8 protein-coding genes are annotated in these 22,903 nt (G+C 73.9%); 5 read left to right on the top strand and 3 right to left on the bottom strand.

All coding sequences use genetic code 11. The annotated features are described in order from the left end of the window. Window positions 1–97 precede the first annotated feature (97 nt). Window positions 98–14,305 (bottom strand): type I polyketide synthase, encoded by a 14,208-nt coding sequence (locus ACIO1C_RS33535; RefSeq protein WP_401870948.1) that lies wholly within the window; start codon window positions 14,303–14,305, stop codon window positions 98–100. Between the two features lie 260 nt (window positions 14,306–14,565). Between ACIO1C_RS33535 and ACIO1C_RS33530 the strand changes: the two genes are divergently transcribed. The 3 genes from ACIO1C_RS33530 (at window position 14,566) to ACIO1C_RS33520 (ending at window position 16,751) form a co-directional block, all read left to right on the top strand. After that, window positions 14,566–14,943 (top strand): YybH family protein, encoded by a 378-nt coding sequence (locus ACIO1C_RS33530; protein ID WP_401870946.1) that lies wholly within the window; start codon window positions 14,566–14,568, stop codon window positions 14,941–14,943. A 59-nt stretch (window positions 14,944–15,002) separates the two neighbouring features. After that, window positions 15,003–15,428, top strand: coding sequence for a YybH family protein (locus ACIO1C_RS33525; protein WP_401870943.1), 426 nt, complete (start codon window positions 15,003–15,005; stop codon window positions 15,426–15,428). Window positions 15,429–15,578: 150 nt separating this feature from the next. Further along, a complete protein-coding gene (locus ACIO1C_RS33520) occupies window positions 15,579–16,751 on the top strand; it encodes an acyl-CoA dehydrogenase family protein (protein WP_401870941.1) in 1,173 nt (390 codons plus the stop codon). A 329-nt stretch (window positions 16,752–17,080) separates the two neighbouring features. Here the strand turns inward: ACIO1C_RS33520 and ACIO1C_RS33515 are convergent, their stop codons facing one another. After that, window positions 17,081–17,632, bottom strand: coding sequence for a flavin reductase family protein (locus tag ACIO1C_RS33515; protein WP_401870938.1), 552 nt, complete (start codon window positions 17,630–17,632; stop codon window positions 17,081–17,083). 217 nt (window positions 17,633–17,849) lie between these two features. On the opposite strand from ACIO1C_RS33515, the gene ACIO1C_RS33510 reads away from it, so the two are divergent. Continuing rightward, window positions 17,850–19,445, top strand: a complete 1,596-nt coding sequence (locus ACIO1C_RS33510; protein WP_401870935.1) for an aspartate aminotransferase family protein — start codon at window positions 17,850–17,852, stop codon at window positions 19,443–19,445. A gap of 294 nt (window positions 19,446–19,739) precedes the next feature. After that, the gene (locus ACIO1C_RS33505; RefSeq protein ID WP_401870959.1) at window positions 19,740–21,878 is read left to right on the top strand and encodes a BTAD domain-containing putative transcriptional regulator; all 2,139 of its coding nucleotides are present in this window, start codon (window positions 19,740–19,742) and stop codon (window positions 21,876–21,878) included. Window positions 21,879–22,195: 317 nt separating this feature from the next. On the opposite strand, the gene ACIO1C_RS33500 is transcribed toward ACIO1C_RS33505, so the two are convergent. Then, entirely contained in the window at window positions 22,196–22,840 is a 645-nt protein-coding gene (locus ACIO1C_RS33500) for a hypothetical protein (protein ID WP_401870932.1), read from the bottom strand. Window positions 22,841–22,903 lie beyond the last annotated feature (63 nt).

Here is a 22,903-nt window from a genome sequence, read left to right as displayed (position 1 = left end):
TAGTCGCGGAGTTTGTCCTCGCCCGCCATGGTGTTCTCCACTCCTGTGGGATCGGTCTGCTGCGTCGTGGGTGCGCGTGCGCCGGGAGGGTGCGTGGTCATTCGAGGTCGTCGAGCAGGGCGAACAGCTCCTCGTCGGTGGCGCCCGACAGGTCGGCTTCGCCGTCCCCGGGGGCGGGCGTGTGCGCGGCTTCCGCGGAGTCCAGGAGTTCCCGCAGCCGGGCGATGACCCGCCCGCGCGGCCCGCCGTCCCCACCGCCCCCGCCGTTCCCCCCGCCCCCGCCGTTGCCGCCGTTTCCGGGGTTCCCCCCGTTCCCTCCGTTCCCTCCGTTGCCGGTGAGGGTGGTGAGGGCGGTGATGGCGGGGGTGAGGCGGGCCAGTTCGGCCAGTACCGCCTCGTCCGGGGTGCTCTCCTTGACCGCGAGCCGTTCGCGCAGGTGAACGGCGAGGGCGCCGGGGGTGGGGTGGTCGAAGGCGAGGGTGGTGGGCAGCCGCAGTCCGGTCGCCTCGGCGAGCCGGTTGCGCAGTTCGACGGCGGTCAGTGAGTCGAAGCCCAGTTCCTGGAGGGCGCGTTCGGGTGCGATCGCGGTGGGGTCCGGGTGTCCGAGTACCTCGGCGACCCGTGCGCGTACCAGGTCGGTGAGGATACGGCTCTGCTCGCCGGCCGGTACGGCGGCCAGGCGTTCGACCAGGGTGGGTCCGGCCGGGGGCCCGCCGGCCGTGGTGGTGGCGGGTTGGGGTGCCCCGCGGACCAGGCCGCGCAGCAGGGGTCCTGGCCGTTCGCCGGAGGCCCGCAGTGCGGCGGTGTCCAGGCGGGTGAGGGCGAGCAGGGCCTGGCCGGTGGCGGGTGCGGCGTCGAGGAGGGCCAGTGCGTCGTCGGTGGCCAGCGGCCGCAGTCCGGAGCGGGCCAGCCGGCGCAGGTCGGCCTCGGCGAGGTGCCCGCTGAGGGTGCTGCTCTGGGCCCACAGGCCCCAGGCCAGTGAGGTGCCGGGCAGGCCCAGTGCCCTGCGGTGTGCGGCCAGGGCGTCGAGGAAGGTGTTCCCGGCGGCGTAGTTGGCCTGTCCCGCGGTGCCCAGCAGCCCGGCGACCGAGGAGTAGAGGACGAACGCGGTCAGGGGCAGGTGCCGGGTCAGTTCGTGCAGGTGCCAGGCGGCGTCGGCCTTCGGGCGCAGGACGGTGTCCAGGCGTTCGGGGGTCAGGGCCTGGAGTGTGGTGTCGTCCAGGACGCCGGCGGTGTGGACGACCGCGGTCAGCGGGTGCGCGGCCGGTACGGTGTCCAGGAGGGCGGCGAGCTGGTCGCGGTCGGCGGTGTCGCAGGCGGCGAAGCGTATGTCGGTGGCGCCCGCGTCCAGGAGTTCCGTACGCAGGTCGGCCGCGCCGGGGGCGCCGTCGCCGCGCCGGCTGACGAGCAGCAGGTGGCGTATGTGGTGCCGGCGCACCAGGTGCCGTACGAGGACCGCGCCCAGGGCGCCGGTGGCGCCGGTGACCAGGACCGTGCCCTCGCCCCAGACGGTGCCCTCGCCCCCGGCCGTGCCCTCGCCCCGGGCGGGGGCGGAGTCCGGGTTCTGGCCGGAACCCTGGGCCTGATCAGGGTCCTGGTCCTGGACTTGATCCGGGTCCTGGGCCTGGTGCGGGTGTGGGTGGGGGGTGGTGGGCAGGGCGCGGGCCAGTCTCGGTACGAGGATTTGTCCCTGGCGTACGGCCAGTTGGGGTTCGTCGCCCCAAAGGGTGTCCAGGAGGGGCGGGCTGTGCGGGCCGCCGTGTTCGTTGTGGTCGAGGTCGGCGAGGACGATCCGGCCCGGGTTCTCGCTCTGTGCGCTGCGCAGCAGTCCCCAGACCGGGGCGTGTACCAGGTCTGTTTCCTGCCCGGGGGTGGTGGGGACGGCGTTGCGGGTGATGACGGCGAGGCGTGAGGAGGCGAACCGGTCGTCCGCCAGCCATTGCTGTACCTGTGCCAGCAGGTGGTGCAGTACGGTGCGGACCGCGTCCGGGACCCCGGCCCCGTCCGTGGGTGTGGTGTCCAGGAGGGGGAGCAGGACCAGGGAGGGTGTCCGGGCGCCGTGGTCGAGGGTGTCCCGGAGTTCGCCGAGCGAGGTGTGGGCGGTTGCCCCGGGTGCCCAGGGGGTGTGGGCAGGGTCGCCGATGACGGCTACTTCTGCGCCCGGTGTGGTGGCGGGTCCGGCGGCGGGCGGGGTCCAGTCCACCTGGAACAGGCCGTTGGCGGTGGTGTGGTCGGCGGGGCGCAGGAGGTCCGCGGACAGGGGGCGCAGGGTGAGTGCCTCGACGGTGGCCACCGGTGTTCCGGTGGTGTCCTCGACGCTGAGGGCGTAGGCCGGTGAGCCTGGGGCGGTGCCGGGTGCGGGGGTCAGCCTGACCCGCAGGTCCGCGGGGCCTGTGGTGGTGTGGAGGGTGACGCCGGTCCAGGAGAAGGGCAGCAGGGGTGTGCCGGGGTGGCCGGTGAGGGCGGGCAGCAGCGGGTGAAGCGCGGCGTCCAGGAGGGCGGGGTGCAGGGCGAACCGGCCGGCGTCGGGGCGCAGTTCCTCACCGAGTGAGACTTCGGCGAACAGCTCGCCCCCGGGGCCGGTCCACAGGCGCCGCAGGTTTTGAAACGCCGTGCCGTACGCGTATTCCTCCTCGGCGAGCCGTTGGTAGGCGCCGCTCAGGTCGTTCTCGGTCGCGCCGGGCGGCGGCCACACCCCCAGACCCCCACCAGCACCAGCACCAGCACCAGCAGCACCGGGACCGGTGGTTTGGGTGTGGGGGGTGGTGGTCAGGCGTCCGTGCGCGTGCAGGTCCCATGCCCCGGAGGTGTGGGTGTCGTCGTTGTCGGGGCGGGTGTGGATGCGCACGGTTCGCCCGCCGTCGTCCTGCGGGGCCGATACGGATACCTGGAGCTGGAGGCCGCCGTGTTCGGGCAGGACGAGGGGGGCGGCCAGGGTGAGTTCCTCCACCACCGGGGTGGCGCTGTGGGTGCCGGCTTTGACGGCGAGTTCGAGGAGTCCGGTGGCGGGCACCAGGACGGTGCCGGCGATGGTGTGGCCGCTGAGCCAGGGGTGGGTGTGCCGGGAGAGCCGGCCGGTCAGTACGTGTTCGTCGCGGTCGGCCAGCATGACGGCGGCGCCGAGGAAGGGGTGGTCGGCGGCGAACATGCCGAATCCGGCCGCGTCACCCGCGCCGGCGCCGGCGGGGGCGTCCAGCCAGTAGCGCCGGTGCTGGAAGGCGTAGCCCGGCAGGTCGGTGCGGCGGGCGCCGGGGAAGACGTTCTCCCAGCGCACCGGGGCGCCCCGCAGGGCGAGGTGGGCCAGGGCGGTGGCGAAGACGGCCGCCTCGTCCCGGCCCCGGCGCAGGGCCGGGACGAGGACCCCGGCCGCCGTGTTGTCGTCGTCTTCTTCCAGGCACTGGCGTACCAGTGAGGTGAGGACGCCGTCGGGGCCCAGCTCCAGCCATTCGGTGACGCCCAGTTCCGCGAGGTGGCGGACTCCGTCGTGGAAGCGCACCGCTTCGCGGATGTGCCGTGCCCAGTATTCGGGGGAGGCGAGCTGTTCGGTGGTGGCGAGGGTGCCGGTGAGGTTGGAGACGACGGGGATGCGGGGCGGGTGGAAGGTGAGGTCCTGGGCGACGGTGCGGAATTCGTCCAGTACTTCTTCCATGTGGGGGGAGTGGAAGGCGTGGCTGACCGGCAGCCGGGTGGCTCTGCGGCCCCGTTCGCGCCACAGGGTGCTGAGCTGTTCGACGTTCTGCGCGTCGCCCGAGATGACGGTGGAGCGGGGGCCGTTGACCGCGGCGATGCTCACCGTGCCGGTCTCCTGGGCCAGGCTCTCGCGTACTTCTTCCTCGGTGGCCTCGATCGCGGCCATGGCGCCGCCTTCCTTGGCGGCCTGCATGAGCCGGCCGCGCTCGGCGACCAGGACGCAGGCGTCGGGGAGGTCGAGGACTCCGGCGAGGTGGGCGGCGGTGACCTCGCCGATGGAGTGGCCGAGGAGGAAGTCCGGGGTCAGGCCGTGGTGTTCGGCGAGCCGGAACAGGGCGGTCTCCACCGCGAACAGTGCCGCCTGGGTGAAGGCCGTCTGGTCGATCAGTGCCGAGTCCGCGGATCCCTTTGGTGCGAAGAGGACCTGTTTGAGGGGGCGTACCAGCTCGCGGTCCAGGTAGTGGCACACGGCGTCGAAGGCGGCGGCGAACACGGGTGAGGACGTGTACAGCCCGCGCCCCATGCCCAGGCGTTGGGCGCCCTGCCCGGTGAGCAGGAACGCGGTCTTCCCGCGCTGTGCGGGGGGCCCGCCGCGTACCACGGTGGCCGGGGTCTGTCCCTGGGCGAGCTGGGCCAGGCCTTCCAGCAGGCCGTCGCGGTCCGCGGCGAGGATCGCGGCGGTGTGTTCGTGCAGGGTGCGGGTGGTGGCCAGGGACAGGCCGATGTCCGCGAGAGGGGCGTCGGGCCGGCCGGTGAGGTGGGTGTGCAGGCGTCCGGCCGCCGCGCGCAGGGCGTCCTCGCCGCGCGCGGACAGCAGCCAGGGCACGACGGGCAGGGCCGCGGCGGGGGTGGGGGTGGTCTGCGGCCGGGAGGCGGCCGGGGCCGGGGCGGGGGTGTGCTGCTCGATGATGACGTGGGCGTTGGTGCCGCTGATGCCGAAGGAGGAGATCCCGGCGCGCCGCGGGCGCCCGGTCGCCGGCCAGTCGGTGGCCTCGCTGAGCAGTTTGACGGCGCCGGAGTCCCAGTCGACCATCGGGGTCGGCTCGTTCGCGTACAGCGACTTGGGCAGGACACCGTGGTGCAGGGCCTGGATCATTTTGATGACGCCGCCGACCCCGGCGGCCGCCTGCGCGTGCCCGATGTTGGATTTGAGTGAGCCCAGCAGCAGGGGTTGTCCGGTAGGCCGGTCCTGCCCGTAGGTGGCGAGGAGTGCCTGGGCCTCGATGGGGTCACCGAGGCGGGTGCCGGTGCCGTGGGCCTCGACGGCGTCGACGTCGGCGGGGGTGAGGCGGGCGCTGGCCAGGGCCTGGCGGATGACGCGTTCCTGGGCGGGGCCGTTGGGGGCGGTGAGGCCGTTGCTGGCGCCGTCCTGGTTGACGGCGCTGCCGCGCAGCACGGCCAGGATCCGGTGCCCGTTCTTCTGGGCGTCGGAGAGGCGTTCGACGAGCAGCAGGCCCACACCTTCCGACCAGCCGGTCCCGTCCGCGCCGGCCGCGAACGAGCGGCAGCGCCCGTCGGCGGACAGGCCGCGCTGGCGGGAGAACTCGACGAAGACGCTGGGCCCGGCCATCACCGTCACACCCCCTGCCAGGGCCAGGTCGCACTCGCCGTTGCGCAGCGCGTTCGCCGCCAGGTGCAGTGCCACCAGGGAGGAGGAGCAGGCGGTGTCGACGGTGACGGCGGGGCCCTCGAAGCCGTAGGTGTAGGACAGGCGGCCCGATACGACGCTGGAGAGGTTCCCGGCCAGCAGGAAGCCCTCGTACTCCGGCGGGCTGGCGGCCAGCCGCGACACGTAGTCGTCGTACATGGCCCCGGCGAACACGCCCGTACGCGATCCGCGCAGGGTGCCCGGGTCGATGCCGGCGCTCTCCAGGGTCTCCCAGGCGGTTTCCAGCAGGAGCCGGTGCTGGGGGTCGGTCGCGATGGCCTCGCGCGGTGAGATCCCGAAGAACTCGCGGTCGAACTGGTCGGCGTCGTGGAGGAACCCGCCGTGGCGCACGTAGGAGGTGCCGGTGTGGTCGGGGTCGGGGTCGTAGAGCCGGTCCAGGTCCCAGCCCCGATTGACGGGGAACTCGCTGATGGCGTCGGTGCCTTCGGCGACCAGGTGCCACAGGTCCTCGGGTGAGGTGACGCCGCCGGGGTAGCGGCAGGCCATGCCGACGATCACGATCGGTTCCTCGGTCGCGGCGGCGGCGCGTGCCGGGGCGGGCCGCGCCGCCGCCGCACCGGTACCCGTGCCCGCGGCCAGGGTGACCAGGCGGTCGGCCAGGGCCTGCGGGGACGGGTGGTCGAAGACCACGGTGGCGGGCAGCCGGGTCCCGGTGGCGGTGTTGAGCCGGTTGCGCAGTTCCACCGCGGCCAGTGAGTCGAAGCCGATCTCGTTGAAGGCGCGGCGCGGATCGACGGCCGCGGCACGGGTGTGCCCCAGCACGCCGGCCACGGTGGAGCGCACCAGTTCCAGGACCGCCTCGCGGCGCTTGTCCTCCTCCAGTGCCGCCATCTCCCGGGCCCAGCCGGTGCCGCCGCCCGCGGCCGCCGCCGCGGGGGTGCGGCGGGGGGCGGGGGCGACCAGGGCGCGCAGGAGCGGTGCGGGTGCTTCGGTACGGGCGCGCAGGGCGGCCAGGTCGAGGTCGGCGGGCACGCTCAGCGCCCGTCCGCCCGCCAGCGCGCGGTCGAACAGGGCCAGGCCGTGGCGCGGGGTGAGCGGGCGGACACCGGCCCGGGCCCACCTGGCCACCCCGGCCTCGCCGAGTGTGCCGCCCATGCCGTGGGTGGCGTCCCACAGGCCCCAGGCCAGGGAGGTCGCGGCGAGGCCGAGTGTGTGGCGGTGCGCTGCCAGGGCGTTGAGGTAGCTGTTGGCGCTGGCGTAGTTGGCCTGTCCCGGTGTGCCGGTGAGCCCGGAGACCGAGGAGAAGAGGACGAACGCCGACAGGGGCAGGTGCCGGGTCAGTTCGTGCAGGTGCCAGGCGGCGTCCGCCTTCGGGCGCAGGACGGCCTCAAGGCTCTGGGGGGTCAGGGCCTGGACGGTGGCGTCGTCCAGGACGCCGGCGGTGTGGATGATCCCGGTCAGCGGGTGCCCGGCCGGCACGGTGTCCAGCAGGGCGGCGAGCTGGTCGCGGTCGGCCACGTCGCAGGCCGCGAAGGTCACCTGGGCGCCCAGTTCCTCCAGCGAGGAGCGCAGTTCGCCCGCGCCGGGGGCGTCGGGCCCGCGCCGGCCGGCCAGGAGCAGATGCCGTACCCCGTGTCCGGTGACCAGGTGGCGGGCGAAGAGCGCGCCCAGACCGCCGGTGCCGCCGGTGATCAGGACCGTGCCGTCGGGGTCCAGCGGGGCCGCGGGGGTGGCGGTGTCCTGTGCGGCCCGCACCAGCCGGGGCGCGCGCAGGCCGCCTCCGGCCAGGGCGAGCTGGGGCTCACCGGTGGCCAGGGCCGCGGCGATCTCCTGGTCGGAAGGACCGGCGGAGTCGGCGGGGTCGGAAGGACCGGCGGGGTCGGCGGGGTCGGCGGGATTGGCGGGGTTGGCGGGACCGGCGGGGGTGTTGGGGGTGTTGGGGGTGGGGGAGTCGAGCAGGACCAGGCGGTCCGGGTGCTCGCTCTGTGCCGAGCGGATCAGGCCCCATACCCCGGCGCCGGGAAGGGCGCCGGTTTCCCCGGGGTGTCCGGCTCCGGCCGCTCCCCGGGTGAGGAACACCAGGCGGGTGTGGGCGTACCGGTCGTCGGCGAGGAACCGCTGCACCAGGGCCAGGGCGTCCTGTACGGTCCCGTGCACCGCGGCCAGCGGGTCCCCGGCGCCGGCGCCGAGGTCTGCCGTGCGGACGACCACGGCCTCCAGTCCTTCTGCTTCGGGGAGTTCGGTGCCCCGGGCCCACGCGATCCGGGGGCCCGGGCCCGCGGCCGCGGGTGTGGCGGCGGGCGGTACGGTCATCCACTCGACCTGGTACAGCCCCTCGGTGTGCCCGGCCACCGCGGCGGCGAGCGCCTCCTGGGGGACCACGCGCAGGGCCAGGGACTCCACCTCGGCCACCAGGGTGCCGGTGGTGTCGGCGAGGGTGAGCGCGAAGGTGTCCCGGCCCGCCGGGGAGATCCGTACCCGCAGTGTGGTGGCGCCGCTCGCGTACAGCTGGGTGCCGGCCCACGCGAAGGGGAGCCGCAGCGCGCCGTCGCCCGCCGCGTCGGCGGCGTGCAGGACCAGGGGGTGCAGTACGGAGTCCAGGAGCGCGGGGTGCACGGCGAACCGGGCGGCCTGCGCGTGCTGGTCGTCGGGCAGGCGCACGGTGGCGTACAGGTCCTCGCCCGAGGACCAGAGGCCGGTCAGCCCCTGGAAGGCGGGGCCGTAGTGGTATCCGAGGTCCGCGAGCCGCTCGTACACGCCCTCCAGTGGCAGGGCGGTCGCCCCGGCGGGCGGCCACTGCGCGAGATCATGCGTGCCGGTGCCGGTGCCGGTGCCGGTGTTGGTGTTGGTGTTGGTGGGTGGGCCGCCCAGGACACCGGAGGCGTGGCGTGTCCAGGGTGTCTGGCCGTGCCCGGTGGCGTCCGGCCTGGCGTGTACGGCGAAGGGCCGGGCGCCGTCGGGGCCGGGAGCGCCCACGGAGACCTGGACCCGGACGGCCGTGTCCTGGGGCAGTGGCAGCGGGGCCTCCAGGGTGAGGTCGCCCACCCGGTCCGCGCCGGTCCGGGTGCCGGCGGCCAGGGCCAGTTCGACGAAGGCCGTGGCGGGCAGGAGCACTCCGCCGCCCACCGTGTGGTCGGCCAGCCAGGGGTGTGTGGCGGCCGACAGCAGACCGGTCAGGACCAGGCCCTCACCGTCCGCGAGGTCCATGGCGGTGGACAGCAGCGGGTGGTCCGCGGAATCCAGGCCCAGTGTCCGTGCGTCACCGGGGGCGTGGGGTGCCAGCCAGTAGTGCTCGCGCTGGAAGGCGTAGGTCGGCAGATCGAGGGGGCGGCCGCCGGGGAAGAACGAGGCACCGTCGAGGGGTGCTCCGTGGACCCGGGCGGTGGCCAGGGCCGTGACCAGGGTCCGCGGCTCGGGGCGTCCGGCGCGCAGCAGCGCCACGGTGTGGGTGTCCTCGCCGGTGAGGCAGCCCTGGGCCAGTGGTGCCAGGACGGTGTCCGGGCCGATCTCGACGAACACGGTGGCGCCGCGCGCCTGCAGTTCCCGGGTCGCGTCGAGGAACCGTACGGCCTCGCGGATCTGCCCGGTCCAGTAGTCGGGTGAGGTGAGTTCGCCGGTGGTGGCCAGGCGCCCGGTGACCGTCGAGACGATCGGTATCCGCGGGGCGTGCCAGGTCAGTGAGGCCGCGACGGCGCGGAACTCTTCCAGGACGCCGTCCATGTGGGGGGAGTGGAAGGCATGGCTGACCTGGAGCCGGCGTGTCCTGCGGCCCTGTGCCCGCCACCGCCCGGCGAGTTCCTCGGCCGCGTCCTGGTCGCCGGAGACCACCAGGGAGGTGGGGCCGTTGACCGCGGCGATGGACAGCCGGCCGCTGAACTGGGCCAGGTCGGCGGCCAGTTCGCTCTCCTTCGCCTCGATGGCGATCATCGCCCCGCCGGCGGGTGCCGACTCCATCAGCCGTCCGCGGGCGGCGACCAGAGCCGCCGCGTCCTTGAGCGAGAGCACGCCCGCGCAGTGGGCTGCGGCCAGTTCGCCGATGGAGTGCCCGGCGAGCAGGTCGGGGGTGAGCCCGTGGTGCGCGGCCAGGCGGAACAGCGCGACCTCCACGGCGAACAGGGCGGGCTGGGTGTAGGCGGTGCGGTGCAGCACCGCCGCCTGCGCGGTGCCCTCGGCGGCGAACAGCACCGTGCGCAAGGGCTGCGGCAGATGCGCGTCCAGCGCGGCGCAGGCGGCGTCCAGTGCCTGGGCGAAGACCGGGTAGGCCTCGTACAGTTCCTGTCCCATGCCGGTGCGCTGGGCGCCCTGGCCGGTGAAGAGGAACGCGGTTTTGCCCGGGGCCGCGGCGCTGCCGGTGACGACCCGGGGGTCCTCCCGGCCCCCGGCGAGCGCGTCCAGGCCGGCCAGGAGGTCCTGCGGGGTGGTGGCGACGACCGCCGCCCGGTGGGGGAGCGCGGTACGGGTGGTGGCCAGGGAGAACCCGGTGTCGTACGCACCGGCCGCGCCGGTGGTGAACGCGCTGAGGCGGGCGGCCTGTTCGCGCAGTGCCGCCTCGTCCTGGGCGTGGAGCAGCCAGGGTGCGGGCCCGGACAGCTCACGCGCGGGCTCGGGGGCGGGTTCGGGGGTGGGCGGGCCCTGTTCGAGGATGACGTGGGCGTTGGTGCCGCTGATGCCGAAGGAGGAGACGGCGGCCCGGCGCGGCCGCCCGGTGTCGGGCCAGTCGGTGGCCTCGGTGAGGAGTTTCACCGTGCCCGGGGACCAGTCGACCATCGGGGTCGGTTCGTCCACGTGCAGGGTGCGGGGCAGGACGCCGTGGCGCATGGCCTGCACCATCTTGATGACGCCGCCCACCCCGGCCGCGGCCTGGGCGTGCCCGATGTTCGACTTGAGTGATCCGAGCAGGACGGGGGCGCGGTCCCCGCGCTCGTGCCCGTAGGTCGCGATGAGGGCCTCGGCCTCGATGGGGTCGCCCAGGCGGGTGCCGGTGCCGTGCGCCTCCACGGCGTCGATGTCCGCCGGGTTCAGGCCCGCGTCCGCCAGTGCCGCGCGGATGACCCGTTCCTGGGCGGGGCCGTTGGGTGCGGTAAGTCCGTTGCTGGCACCGTCCTGGTTGATGGCGCTGCCGCGGACGACCGCCAGGACCTGGTGCCCGTTCTTCCGCGCGTCGGAGAGCCGTTCCAGGACCAGCAGGCCCACGCCCTCGGCCCAGGAGGTGCCGTCGGCCGAGGCCGCGAACGACTTCGACCGGCCGTCGGCGGCCAGCCCCCGCTGCCGGGAGAACTCCACGAACATCCCGGGGGACGACATGATCGTGGCGCCGCCCGCGATCGCCAGTGCCGACTCGCCCGAGCGCAGTGACCGCAGGGCCAGGTGCAGGGCGGTCAGCGAGGACGAGCACGCCGTGTCGACGGTCACCGCCGGGCCCGCTAGGCCCAGTTGGTAGGCGATGCGCCCGGACATCACGCTGGGGGTGGTGCCGGTCAGCAGATAGCCCTCGACGCTGTCGGGCGCGTCCTGCATCCGGGGCCCGTAATCCAGGGTGGTGGCGCCGATGAACACGCCCGTACGGCTGCCCCGCAGCGTGTCCGCGTCCAGCCGCGCCCGCTCCACCGCCTCCCAGGCGGTCTCCAGGAGCAACCGCTGCTGCGGGTCCATCGCCAGCGCCTCGCGCGGCGAGATCCCGAAGAAGGCGTTGTCGAAGCGGGCCGCGTCCTTGAGGAACCCGCCCTCGCGCACGGTGCTGTGCCCGCTGCGGGCCGGGTCGCTGTCGTACAGGTCCCGTTCCCAGCCGCGGTCGGCGGGGAACGCGGAGACGGCGTCCCCGCCGCCGGCCACCAGGTGCCACAAGTCCTCGGGCGAGGCCACGCCGCCGGGGTAGCGGCAGGCCATGCCGACGATGGCGACCGGCTCGTCCGGCCCGCCGGGCAGCGCCGGCCCCTCGGCCCCCGGACCGTCCTTCCCGGCGAGGACGGCCTGGAGGTGGCTGGTCAGGGCGCCCGGTGTGGGGTGGTCGTAGAGCAGCCCGCCGGCCAGGCGCAGCCCCGTCGCGGAGGCCAGCGCGTCGCGCAGCTCCACCGACATCAGCGAGTCGAAGCCCAGCTCCTTGAACGTGGCGTGCGGGGGCACCCGCCGCCCGGCCGGATACTCCAGCACCGCCGCGACCAGCCCGGCCACCAGCGCGTCCGCGTCCACCGCGGGCCCCGCCCCCGGTGCGCCGGCCTCCCGCCCGCCGGGCGCGACTTCACCCGTGGGAGCCTCCCGCCCGCCGGGGGCGAGTTCACCCGTGGGAGCCTCCCGCCCGGGCGCGAGCTCGCGGGCGGGAGCGGTGCCCGAGACCCAGTAGCGCTCCCGCTGGAAGGCATAGGTGGGCAGTGGTACGCGCCGGGCGTCGCCGTAGGAGGGGATCGCACCCCAGTTGACGTGCGTACCCCGGACGAAGACCGCCGCCAGGGCCGCCAGCAGCGTCTTTGCCTCCGGCCGTCCCCGGCGCAGCGCGGCCACCGCGAGCACCGCGTCCCTCTCCCGGACACTGTCGCGGACCATCGCCGAGCAGACCCCGTCGGGTCCCAGTTCCACGAACGCGGTGGCGCCCGCGTCCTCCAGGGCGCGCACCGTGTCCGCGAACAGCACCGGGCGGCGTACCTGCTCCACCCAGTACGCGGCCGACGACCAGGCCTCGCCGACGGGTTCCCCGGTCACCGAGGACACCGCGCCGATGCGGGGCGCGCGCAGGTCCAGCCCGTCCACGACCGTACGGAAGCCGTCGAGCATCGGGTCCATCAGCGGGGAGTGGAAGGCGTGCGAGACATTCAGCCGTTTTGTCCTGCGTCCTTGGCCGCGCAGCCGCTCCGCGAGCGCCAGGACGCTCTTTCGCGCACCGGACAGGACCACCGAGCGGGGCCCGTTCACCGCGGCGATGCCCGCCTGGTGCTCCTGGCCGGCCAGGAGCGCGGACACCTCGCCGGGGGTGGCCTCGACCGCGACCATCGCACCGCCGGGCGCCAGTGCCTGCATCAGCCGCCCGCGCGCGGCGACCAGCCGCGCGGCGTCCGGCAGGTCGAAGACCCCCGCGACGTGCGCGGCGGCGATCTCACCGATGGAATGGCCGGCGAGAAGGTCCGGCACCACGCCCCAGGACTCGACCAGCCGGTAGAGGGCCACTTCGAGGGCGAAGAGCGCGGGCTGGGCGTACCCGGTCTCCTCCAGGCCCTCCCCGGAGGCGATCACCTCCAGCAGCGGCCGCTCCAGCAGCGGGTCCAGCTCGGCGCGGACCGCGTCGAAGGCCTCGGTGAACGCGGGGAACGCCCCGTACAGCTCCAGGCCCATCCGGGCACGCTGGGAGCCCTGCCCCGTGAAGACGAAGGCGAGCCGCCCCGGGCCGGCCGTGCCGCGCACCACATCGGCCGGGGTTTCGCCGTCGGCGAGGGCGTCGAGCGCGTGAAGGAGGCCGGGGCCGCCGCCGGGCGCGGCCAGTGCGACCGCCCGGTGCTCGAAGACGGTACGGGTGGTGGCCAGGGACCAGGCGGCGTCGGCGGTCACCGGCGCGCTCTCGCCCGCCAGGGCGTCCCGCAGGCGGGCGGCCTGGGCCCGCAGCGCTGTGTCCGAGCGCCCGGAGAGCACCAGCGGGACCACACCGGGAGCGGCGGCCGCCCGGTGGGCGGGAGCGCCGGGTGCCAGGGACACCGGGCCCTCGGTGAGGACGACATGCGCGTTGGTGCCGCCCATGCCGAAGGAGGAGACCCCGGCCACCAGCGGCCGCTCGGGCGCGGGCCACTCGGTCAGCTCCCGCTGCACCTCCAGTCCCAGCTCGTCCAGGGGGATCTGGGGGTGGGCGGCGGTGAAGTTGAGGCTCGCGGGCAGCCGGCGGTGGCTCAGCGCCAGCAGCGCCTTGAGCATGCCGACGATGCCGGCCGCGCCTTCGAGGTGGCCCACGTTGGTCTTGGCCGAGCCGACCCGCAGCCCCGCGCCCGGGGCCCGGCCCGCGCCGAGCACCGCGCCCAGCGCCGCCGCCTCCACGGGGTCGCCCACCGGGGTCCCGGTGCCGTGGAGTTCGACGTACTGCACAGTGGCCGGGTCGATGCCTGCCTTCTCGTACGCCTCGCGCAGGACACGCTCCTGCGCCGGCCGGCCGGGGACCGTCAGGCCCGCGGTCGCCCCGTCGTTGTTGACCGCGCTGGCGCGGATGACCCCGTAGACGCGGTCGCCGTCGGCCACCGCGCGGGCCAGCGGCTTGAGGACGAGGACCGCCCCGCCCTCGCCGCGCACGAAACCGTTGGCGCGGGCGTCGAAGGTGTAGGTGGTGCCGTCCGGGGAGAGCCCGCCGAACCGCTCCCCGGCGGCCGCGCTCTCGGCGAGGATGTTCAGGTTGACGCCCGCCGCGATCGCCGTGTCGCTCTCGCCGGAGCGCAGGGACTCGCAGGCCAGATGGACGGCGACCAGCGAGGAGGACTGCGCCGAGTCGACGGTCAGGCTCGGTCCGTTGAGGCCCAGGTGGTAGGAGACCCGGTTGGCGATGACGCCCCGGTTGACGCCGGTCATGGTGTGCTGGGTGAGCGCCCGGTCGCCGTACTGGTAGAGCAGTGCCGCGTAGTCGTCGCGCAGGGTGCCCACGAACACGGCGGTACGGGTGCCGCGCAGCGCGGCCGGGAGGGTGCCGGCGTCCTCCAGGGCCTCCCAGGCCAGTTCCAGCACCAGCCGCTGCTGGGGGTCCATGGTGAGGGCCTCGCGCGGTGAGATGCCGAAGAACTCCGCGTCGAAGGTGTCCACCCGGTCCAGGAACCCGCCCCGGCGCGTCCCCGGCCGGGCCGCCTCGTAGGCCGGCTCACCGGAGGCGGGCAGCCAGCGCCCGCCGGGCACCGGGGTGATGGCGTCCGATCCGGTGCGCAGCAGGTCCCAGAATGCCCCGGGGCCGTCCGCGCCGGGAAGCCGGCAGGACACTCCGACGACCGCGACGCCCTCGACGGGCCCGTCGCCCTGAGCGGCCCTGTGGAAATGGTGCTGATTCGTCATCGCGCTCGACTTCCCTTTCCAGTGAATCCGGCCGAACTGGGCGACCTTGAAAGGCATTTCGGTGACACTGCTTCGAGATCGTAGGCAGGTGGTCCTCTCGGCCCTCTCAGCGCGGCTCCACCGGGCGGTAACCACCCCGGTCACAGGCCGGGAGACCGCCGCATTACCCGTTCATGGGCGGGACGTTGATGACCCCGCAATAGTGTCGGCGTACGAAAGGGCGGCACCCGGCTACAAGAGAAGGCAGGTTGGATTTCGTCATGTCACAGCTCACCGACGACGTGGAAAAGCACACAAGTCATTATGTTGAGGCTTTCAACGCGGGCGACTTCGAAACCATGGACAGCTTCTACACGGCGGAGTCCGTCGCCATCTGGGAGCCGGGCAAGCCGCTGACGGGCGACGCGCGCCGGGAATACCAGAGGGAATTCCTCAAGAGCCGGCCCACGATGACCGCCGTGCCCCGGCAGACGTTCGTGACCGGCGACACGGCCCTGCTGATCGTCGACTGGACGATCGACACGGTCGACGCCGAGGGGAAGCCCGAGCGGCTCACGGGCACGGGCGTCGACGTCCTGCGGCTGGGCGAGGACAAGGTGTGGCGTTACGCCATCGACGACCCGTACGGCCAGGACTGACCCGGGACCGACCGCACCGCTCCCCTCCTCCCCACCCCACGGAAAGGACCGACCGAATCATGGCGTACACCTTCGAAGTCGACTTCGACCCGGCGAACCCCGACCTCACCGCCGACACCGACACCCAGAACGAGATCTTCATCCAGGCGTTCAACTCCGGTGACGGAGCGCTGTTCAACAGCCTCTACCGGGAGGACTCGATCTCGAACTTCTCCGGTGAGCCCCTCACCGGCGAGGCGCGGCTGGCGTTCTTCAAGGAGTTCCTCGGCACCAAGCCCGACCTGCGCGCCACGGTGACCCACGCGTATGTCGCCGGGGACGTCGCGCTGATCGGTGTCAACTACGAGATCGACACCACCGAGGCGGACGGGCGGCCCGTACAGCTGCGGGGCATATGCACCGACGTCCTGCGGCGCGGGGAGGACGGCCGCTGGCTGATGTCCATCGACCGTCCCGTGGCCGCGACGGGCCTGGTCGCCTCCTAGGGCGTGTCCGCTCGCGGACACGCCCTGGGCGTGCGGGCGCGAGCGAGGGGCACGACCGCGAACCCCCCTGGGACCAGGGGGGTTCTGGCGTCAATGACGGCACATCCCGTGTATTGCCCGTGTACTCCACGGCACTTCGAGGAGAGAAAAGTGGCCACGCAGGAAGAACTGACCTCTGTACTGGACGCGGTACGCGACGCCGTGCCCGCCCTTCGCCGCAACGGGGCCGCCGCGGAGGAGCAGCGGTGGATACCGCAGGAGAACATCGAACTGCTGGAGAGGGCGGGGGTGTTCCGCACGGCCGTGCCGCGTGAGCACGGCGGTCTCGACTTCGACGTGGCGCAGCAGGCCGAGGTCATCGCCGAGGTGTCCCGGGGGTGCCCCTCCACCGGCTGGCTGACGATGGTGTGGCTCACCAGCGCCTGGTGCGCGACCCTCTACCCCGACCAGGCGCAGAAGGAGGTCTTTGAAGGCAGCGGCAGGGTCTCCATCGTCTTCGCCCCCACCGGCACTCTCGAACCGGTCGAGGGCGGCTACCGCCTCGACGGCACCTGGCGCTTCAACTCCGGCTGCCGCGGCGCGGACTGGGACCTGCTGGCCGCGGTGGTGGAGCAGCCCGACGGGACGGCCCAGGAACTGGTCGCGCTGGTGCCCACCTCCGAGCTGGCCTTCGCCGACGACTGGCACGTCTCCGCCGGCGCCGCCACCGGCAGTTCCACGACCACCGCCACCGGCGTCTTCGTGCCCGCGCACCGGGTCGTACCGCTGGAGGAGGCCATGGTCTCGGCCACCGGCAACCGCTCCAACACCGGTGCCACCGGCCGCAATTACGGCCTGCTGGGCTACATCATGTCCAGTGTCTCGGCGACCTTCGTCGGGATGGCGCGCGGCGCGTTCGAACTGTTCCTGGAGCGGCTGCCAGGACGCGGCATCACCTACACCCAGTGGACCGAGCAGAGCCACCACCCGCTCACCCAGCAGCAGGTGGCCCTCGCCTCCAGCAAGATCGAGGCGGCCGCGGCACTCTCCCACTCCTGGCACCGGGTCCTGCAGGACGCGGCCGACGCGGGCGTCCAGCCCTCGGACGAGGAGAAGGCCGTCATCCGCGGCAGGACCGCCTACGCGGCGCAGCTCGCCAAGGAGGCCGTGGAACTGCTCTTCGCGGCCAGCGGCGGCTCGGTCATCCGCCGCGAGGTGGACCTCCAGCGCTTCCACCGCGACATCCAGGGCTTCTCGCTGCACGCCCTGGTCCAGCTCAACGCCAACCTGGAGGTGCAGGGCCGGGTCCTGCTGGGCCTGGAGCCCGGTACGTACTTCCTCTGATCCCGCCGCGGGGCCGCCGCCCGCGGGCGCGGCCCCGCACCCACGCGGAAGGCCCGGGCCGCGCTCACCGCCCCGGGCCTTCCGCGTACGCGGGGGCGGCGGGGCCCCCGAACGGGCCGGGGCCCCGCGGGCCGGTGTGCGGACCGCTCTGCGCCCACCGGGCCCGCAAGGCCCCGCACCCGCACACGCCGCCGCCCCCCAACGGCCGCCCCCGCCCCACACCCGGGCGGGCCGCCCACCGCACCGGTTCGGCACACACGGCGGCCCCGGAGCCAACAGCCCCGGAGCCAACAGCCCCGGGCCAACAGCCCCGGCTCAGTGGCTGGTGGCTAGTGGCCCGGGGCCGGGTCCGCCTTGCCGAAGCGGCCGTCGACGAAGAGCAGCCCGTCCTCGCCGCTGCCCCGGCCGGCCGCCAGGACCGTCCCGATGAAGATGGTGTGGTCGCCGAAGACGTGCGAGTCGCTCAGCTCGCACTCCAGCCAGGCCACCGAACCGCCCAGCAGGGCCGCCCCGGTGTGTTTCCCGGCCTCCCACGCCACCCCCTCGAACTGGGCCGCCCCCAGCGTGCGGTGCTTGTCGGCGAAATGCCGCGCCAGGGGCTCCTGCCGTACGCCGAGTATGTTGACGGCGAAGCGGCCCGCGGAGGTCAGCGCGCCGTGCATCACCGCGCCGTGGCTCACACTGCACAGCACCGACGGCGGATCGAGGGAGACCGAACTGAACGCGTTCGCCGTCATGGCGTGCACATGCTCGCCCCCCACGGTGATCACCGTGACACCGGTCGCGAAGCGGGACATCACTTCCCTGAGCCGGACGGGTTCCACCGGCTGTGGCCCCGAACGCAGGGCCGCGGGATCGAGTTCAGTGGACGCGGAATTCATGCCACCCTCTCCGAGGTATTTTGAGCAGCGCACATCACGTGCCATCCGTGGGTATCGCGTGGTTGTCCCTGGGTCCCGCCGGCCGGTGGCTTTCAACGTACCCGCGCCGGCCCCGGCATCTCCCACCCCCGGGTAACCGCCGCGCCACCTGCCCCTGCACATCGCGGATGACCCCGCGGTGACCGCTGGTTGACCGGACGCGAGCACCCTGTGGTGCATGGATCACACCAACACCGCAACCCCGTCCAGAGAACTGGCCGAACCTTTTCTCCGCGAAGTGCTCGCCGGTGCCGGCCTGGCCGTCGAATACGTCCGCGCGAAAGGCAACACCCTCTACCAACGGGACGGCGACGGCGGCGAGATCCCCGTCGTCGACTTCGCGGGCGGCTACGGATCCGTCCTGCTCGGGCACAACCGCCCCGAGATCGTCCAAAGGGCGCGGGAACTGCTCGACGGCGACACCCCCGTGCACGCCCAGTTCTCCAGCCACCCCTACGCCAACGCCCTGGCCGCCGAGCTGAACCGGATCATCCACCGGGAACTGGGCACCGCGGAACCGTACTTCGCGGTATTCGCCAACAGCGGTGCGGAAGCGGTCGAGGCGGCGGTCAAACACGCCGAACTGGACCGGGGGATGCGCACCGCCGCACTCCTGGAGGAGATCCGCGCACACCACGAGGCCGCGCGCACCGCGGTCGGCGACGGCACCGCCACCCTCGCCCCGCACACCCTGGAACGCCTGGGCCTGACCGCCCCGGCCGGCCCCCGCGAGGCCTTCGCCCTGCTGGAGGCCGAACTCACCCGGCGCAACGCCGAACAGACCGCCAGGCCACCGCTGTTCCTGGCACTGGAAGGCGGATTCCACGGCAAGCTCGCCGCCAGCGTGCAGCTCACGCACAACGAGGGATACCGCGCCCCCTTCAAGTCGCTCGCCGCCCAGGCCCGCTTCGTCCCCCAGGACCGGCCCGACATCCTCAAGCAGGTGCACGCCAGGGAACGCGGCGTCCTCCTCGGCGCGCAGGTCGTCGACGGCCAGCTCACCCTCACCGAACGGGAGTTCCCGGTCTTCTGCGCCTTCCTGGTGGAACCCATCCAGGGCGAGGGCGGAATCCGGGTGCTCTCCCGCGAATTCGCCGAGGAGATCCAGCAGTTCTGCGAATCGATCGACTGCCCCGTCGTCGTCGACGAGATCCAGAGCGGAATGGGCAGGACCGGGACACTCCTCGCCAGTGCCCCCCTCGGACTGCGCGGCGACTATTTCACCCTCGCCAAAACACTGGGCGGCGGTATCGCCAAGACATCCGTGATGCTGGTGCGCGAGAAGTACTACCGGAAGGAATTCGAGATCGTCCACAGCTCGACCTTCGCCAAGGACAGCTTCTCCTGCCACATCGCCCTCAAGGTCCTCGAACTGCTGGAGGCCGACGGCGGACGGGCCTACCGCGCCGCCCAGGAGCGGGGAGCCGCGCTGCGCGCCGCACTGGACGGCGTACGGGCGGACTTCCCCGACGTCGTCGCCGACGTCCGGGGCCGGGGCCTGATGCAGGGCCTCGAATTCCTGGACCAGTCCGGCTCCTCCTCACCGGTGGTCCGGGAGATCGCGGGCGGCGGGTTCTTCGGCTACGTCCTGGCCGGGCACCTCCTGCGCCGCCACCGGGTGCGTACGTTCCCCACCGCGAGCGCGCTCAACACCCTGCGCTTCGAGCCCTCCATCGACCTGACCGACGCCGAGATCGCCCAGCTCGACACCGGGCTGCGCGACGTGTGCGAGCTGCTGCGGGCGGGGGCGGGCGAAGCGCTGACCGCGCCCTGAGCCCACCGGCCCACCCCCCCCCGGGCGTGGCATTCAGATTAAAGACCTGGTCAAGGCAGGGGATGGTCAGCGATGATGCGGGCACGGGCGCGACTCCTGTGAGGATCCTTCAGCATAGAGAACTGGAAGATCATCAGGGGCCGCGCCCGCTTGGCAAATCAAAACCGGGATTCCGGCGGCAAACCGGAACCACGCGAGGCCATGGCAATTGCCATGGCCGGTGGCCATTGAACGGGGGAGTTCATGCGATTTCGTGTCCTGGGTGCGTTGGAAGTCAATGATGATGACGGCTTGGTGGAACTCGGCGGTATAAGGCAGCGATCCGCTCTCGCCTACCTCCTCCTCCACGCCAACCAGGTGGTCTCCACCAGCCGGTTACTCGCGGCGCTCTGGCCGGCCGACGACGCGCCCATGACCGCGCGGAAGATCCTCCAGAACGCGATCTGGCGGCTGCGCGGAGTCCTCGCCCAGCTGTCCCCCGGGGAGCCGGCCCCCGAACTGCTGACCTGGTACCCCGGGTACATGCTGCGGGTACGGCCCGAGCAGGTCGATCTCCTGGTCTTCCAGCAGCGGGTCGCCGAGGGCCGGGCGGCCCTGGCCGCCGGCCGCCCGGCCGCCGCACGCGACCTGCTGACGGAGGCACTCGCGCTCTGGCGCGGCTCGGTCCTCGCCGACCTCGCCGAGGAGGGCACCTACTGGGCCGAGGTCACCTCGATCCAGAAGAAACGCCTCGACGTCATGGAGGACTGCTTCGAGGCGGAGCTGGCCTGCGGCGGCCACCAGAGCGTGCTCCACGAACTCAAGGCACTGGTCGAGGCCGAGCCCCTGCGCGAGCGCGCCTCGCGCCAGCTCATGCTCGCCTTCTACCGCTGCGGCCGGCAGGCCGACGCCCTCGCCGTGTACGGGAGGGTCCGCGAGGCCCTGGTCGAGGGCCTCGGCCTGGAGCCGGGCCCCGAACTCCAGCAGCTCCAGCGGGCCGTCCTGACCCAGGACCCGGCGCTGGACCTGCCCCGCACCGCCCAACTCCCCCCGCCCGGGCAGACGGTACGGCCACCCCGGCCCGGATCACCCGCACTGCCCGCACCGCCCGCACCGCCCGCGCGGCAGGACATCCTGCCCCCCTCACCGCGCGCGGCCGTGCCCACGGCGGCGCGCATCGCCCTGCCGGGCGAATACCGGCAGGCCAGTGTGCTCCTGCTGCGCTTCGGGCTCGGACCCGAGTTCGGCACCCTGCCGCCGGAGGACGTCGACCGGGTCCTCGACGCGGTGACCCAGCTCGCCCGCGAGAAGATCGAGGCGGAGGGCGGCATCGTCGCCTCGGCGCTGGGCTCCGTCCTGCTCGGGCTCTTCGAGGACACCGCCACCGACACCCCGGTGAGCGCGGGCGCGGTGCGCGCGGTACGGGCCGCCGCGGCCGTCCGCGACTGCCTGGCCATCGCCGCGGACACCCTGCACTCCACGGGGGAGGCGCTGTCCGCGCACGGCGCGGTCTCCACCGGGCAGGTCGTCGTCTGCCGCTGGCCCGGCGCCGGTGTGACCCCGCCGTGGATCGGCGGCCATCTCGTCGACGACTGCCGCACGGCACTGGGCACGGTCCCCGCGGGTGAGGTCCATGTCTGCGAGGCCACCCGCCGGCTGACCGAGGGCCGCATCACCTACCGCGGCGGCGGCACCGGCATGGTCCCCTGGAAGCTGATGGCCGTGGGGGACGGCTTCACCAACCAGTGCGGGACCTCGGCCGGCGACCGCGAGTGCGAACTCGACCTGATGCGGGCCGTCCTGCTCAGGACCCGGCACCGCTCCACCCCGCACCTGGTGACCGTCCTGGGCCCGCCCGGCCGCAAGGCCCGGCTGCTGCTGGAGTTCCAGCGCCTGGTGCAGACCGGCACCGCCGAGCCCGTACGGGTACTGACCGGCACCGTCGCCCCCTCGCGCGGCGGCATGTCCGCCCCGGCCCAGATGCTCGCCTCCTACGCCGGGACGGGCCCCGGGGACACCCCCGGCTCCGCCTCGGCCAAGCTCGACACGGCCCTGGCCGGGCTCACCGACGACCAGGAGACCCGCGCCGCCCTGCTGGCCGCGCTGGGCCCGCTGATCTACGCGCGTGGCCCGGTACGGCGCGCGGTCCTGGGCGCCTGGCGGGACTTCCTCGCCCTGGCCGCGGCCAAGCACCCCCTCGTGGTGATCTGGGACGATCTCGAGCGCGCCGACGAACCGCTGCTCGAACTGGTCGAGGAACTGGCCGACCCGCGCGCCGACCTGCCGCTGCTGAACGTCGTCGGCGCGGACGCCAGGCTCCTCGCGCGCCGCCCCGGCTGGGCCGCCGGCCGCGCGCAGGCGATGACCATCAGCCTCGGCCCGGTCGCCGACGACGCCCTCGACCAGCTCCTCGAATGCCTGCTCATATCGGGCCGGGCAGCAGTGGTCGCCTAGGGCCTGTCCGCGAAGCGGCGCCCGGCCCGCGCGCTCGCGGCGCCGGAGGACCGGGCGAGTACCTCCCGTACACGCCCGGTCCTCCGCCCGTGAGATCACACGCACCAGACACCGCGAGCCCCGCCCCGCAGGGCGGACGGGCCCACTTCGCGGACACCCCCGGGGCGTGTCCCTTCCGGACCCTGCACCGCGCCGCCCGCCCCGCACCGTGTTGCCGGGAGGCCCGAGTACGGTTCCGTGCCCGGGCCTCCCTCCGCCGTGCGACACGCCCCCGTGGCGAAAGGCACGGGGGTACCCCCGCACCGGACGGCGCGGGCTCAGCCGGCCAGATCCGAGAGAGAGGGACCGGCCCGGACCACCCGCGCCGCCCGGACCACCCGCGCCGCCCGGGGCGCCGCGGCGCTGCCCGCGCCGGTCAGGCCGCCGGCGCGGGCCAGTGCCCGGATCACCTCCAGGCACCGCGGCGCGTGGGGCGGCAGCGTGTGCGCCGCCGACTCGATCAACAGGGATATCGCGACCGCGTGCTGGGGGGCCGCGCCCCGGGGGAAGGCCGGCACGTCCCCGCCTCCCGGGCACGGCGTGCGGCCCGCGGCGGCCAGCACCTGCCCCGCCCACCGCGCCACCGAGACCCGTGTCCCGCGGTGCGCCAGGACGCCCGGCACGGGAACGCCCAGCAGGTTCCGCTCGAAACGGCGCAGGATCGCCCCGGAGTACTCCGCCAGCAGGGATCCGCCCGGCGCTCCCTCAGGGGCCGGGGCGGGACGGCGGACCGCGGGAGCACCGTCACCGGACACCGTTGTCCGGGACGTGGCCCTCGCCCGGCGCAGCCCCTCCGTGAGGGCCGCGGTGAACTCCCTGCCGACGAAGACGGCGAGTGTCGCCTCGTGCTCGAAGGGCTCCTGGGCGGCCCGCGACGAGGACCCGGAGCCGGGGTGCTCGCGCTGCGTACGGCTGTTGTCCATACGAGCAGCCAACCAAGTCCCGTACACCGCACGACCACCTGCCGGTCTGCGCGCCGGCCGTGG

The organism is Streptomyces sp. NPDC087420 (genome assembly GCF_044744165.1).
Classification (GTDB): Bacteria; Actinomycetota; Actinomycetes; order Streptomycetales; family Streptomycetaceae; genus Streptomyces.
Note: the sequence above shows the minus strand (reverse complement) of the source record. Positions and strands in the feature narration are given on the sequence as shown.

Bases quoted from the DNA above. Each gene is read 5' to 3' on its own strand.
- ACIO1C_RS33535 (WP_401870948.1), bottom strand. From the start codon at position 14,305: ATGACGAATCAGCACCATTTCCACAGGGCCGCTCAGGGCGACGGGCCC.
- ACIO1C_RS33530 (WP_401870946.1), top strand. From the start codon at position 14,566: ATGTCACAGCTCACCGACGACGTGGAAAAGCACACAAGTCATTATGTT.
- ACIO1C_RS33525 (WP_401870943.1), top strand. From the start codon at position 15,003: ATGGCGTACACCTTCGAAGTCGACTTCGACCCGGCGAACCCCGACCTC.
- ACIO1C_RS33515 (WP_401870938.1), bottom strand. From the start codon at position 17,632: ATGAATTCCGCGTCCACTGAACTCGATCCCGCGGCCCTGCGTTCGGGG.
- ACIO1C_RS33510 (WP_401870935.1), top strand. From the start codon at position 17,850: ATGGATCACACCAACACCGCAACCCCGTCCAGAGAACTGGCCGAACCT.
- ACIO1C_RS33500 (WP_401870932.1), bottom strand. From the start codon at position 22,840: ATGGACAACAGCCGTACGCAGCGCGAGCACCCCGGCTCCGGGTCCTCG.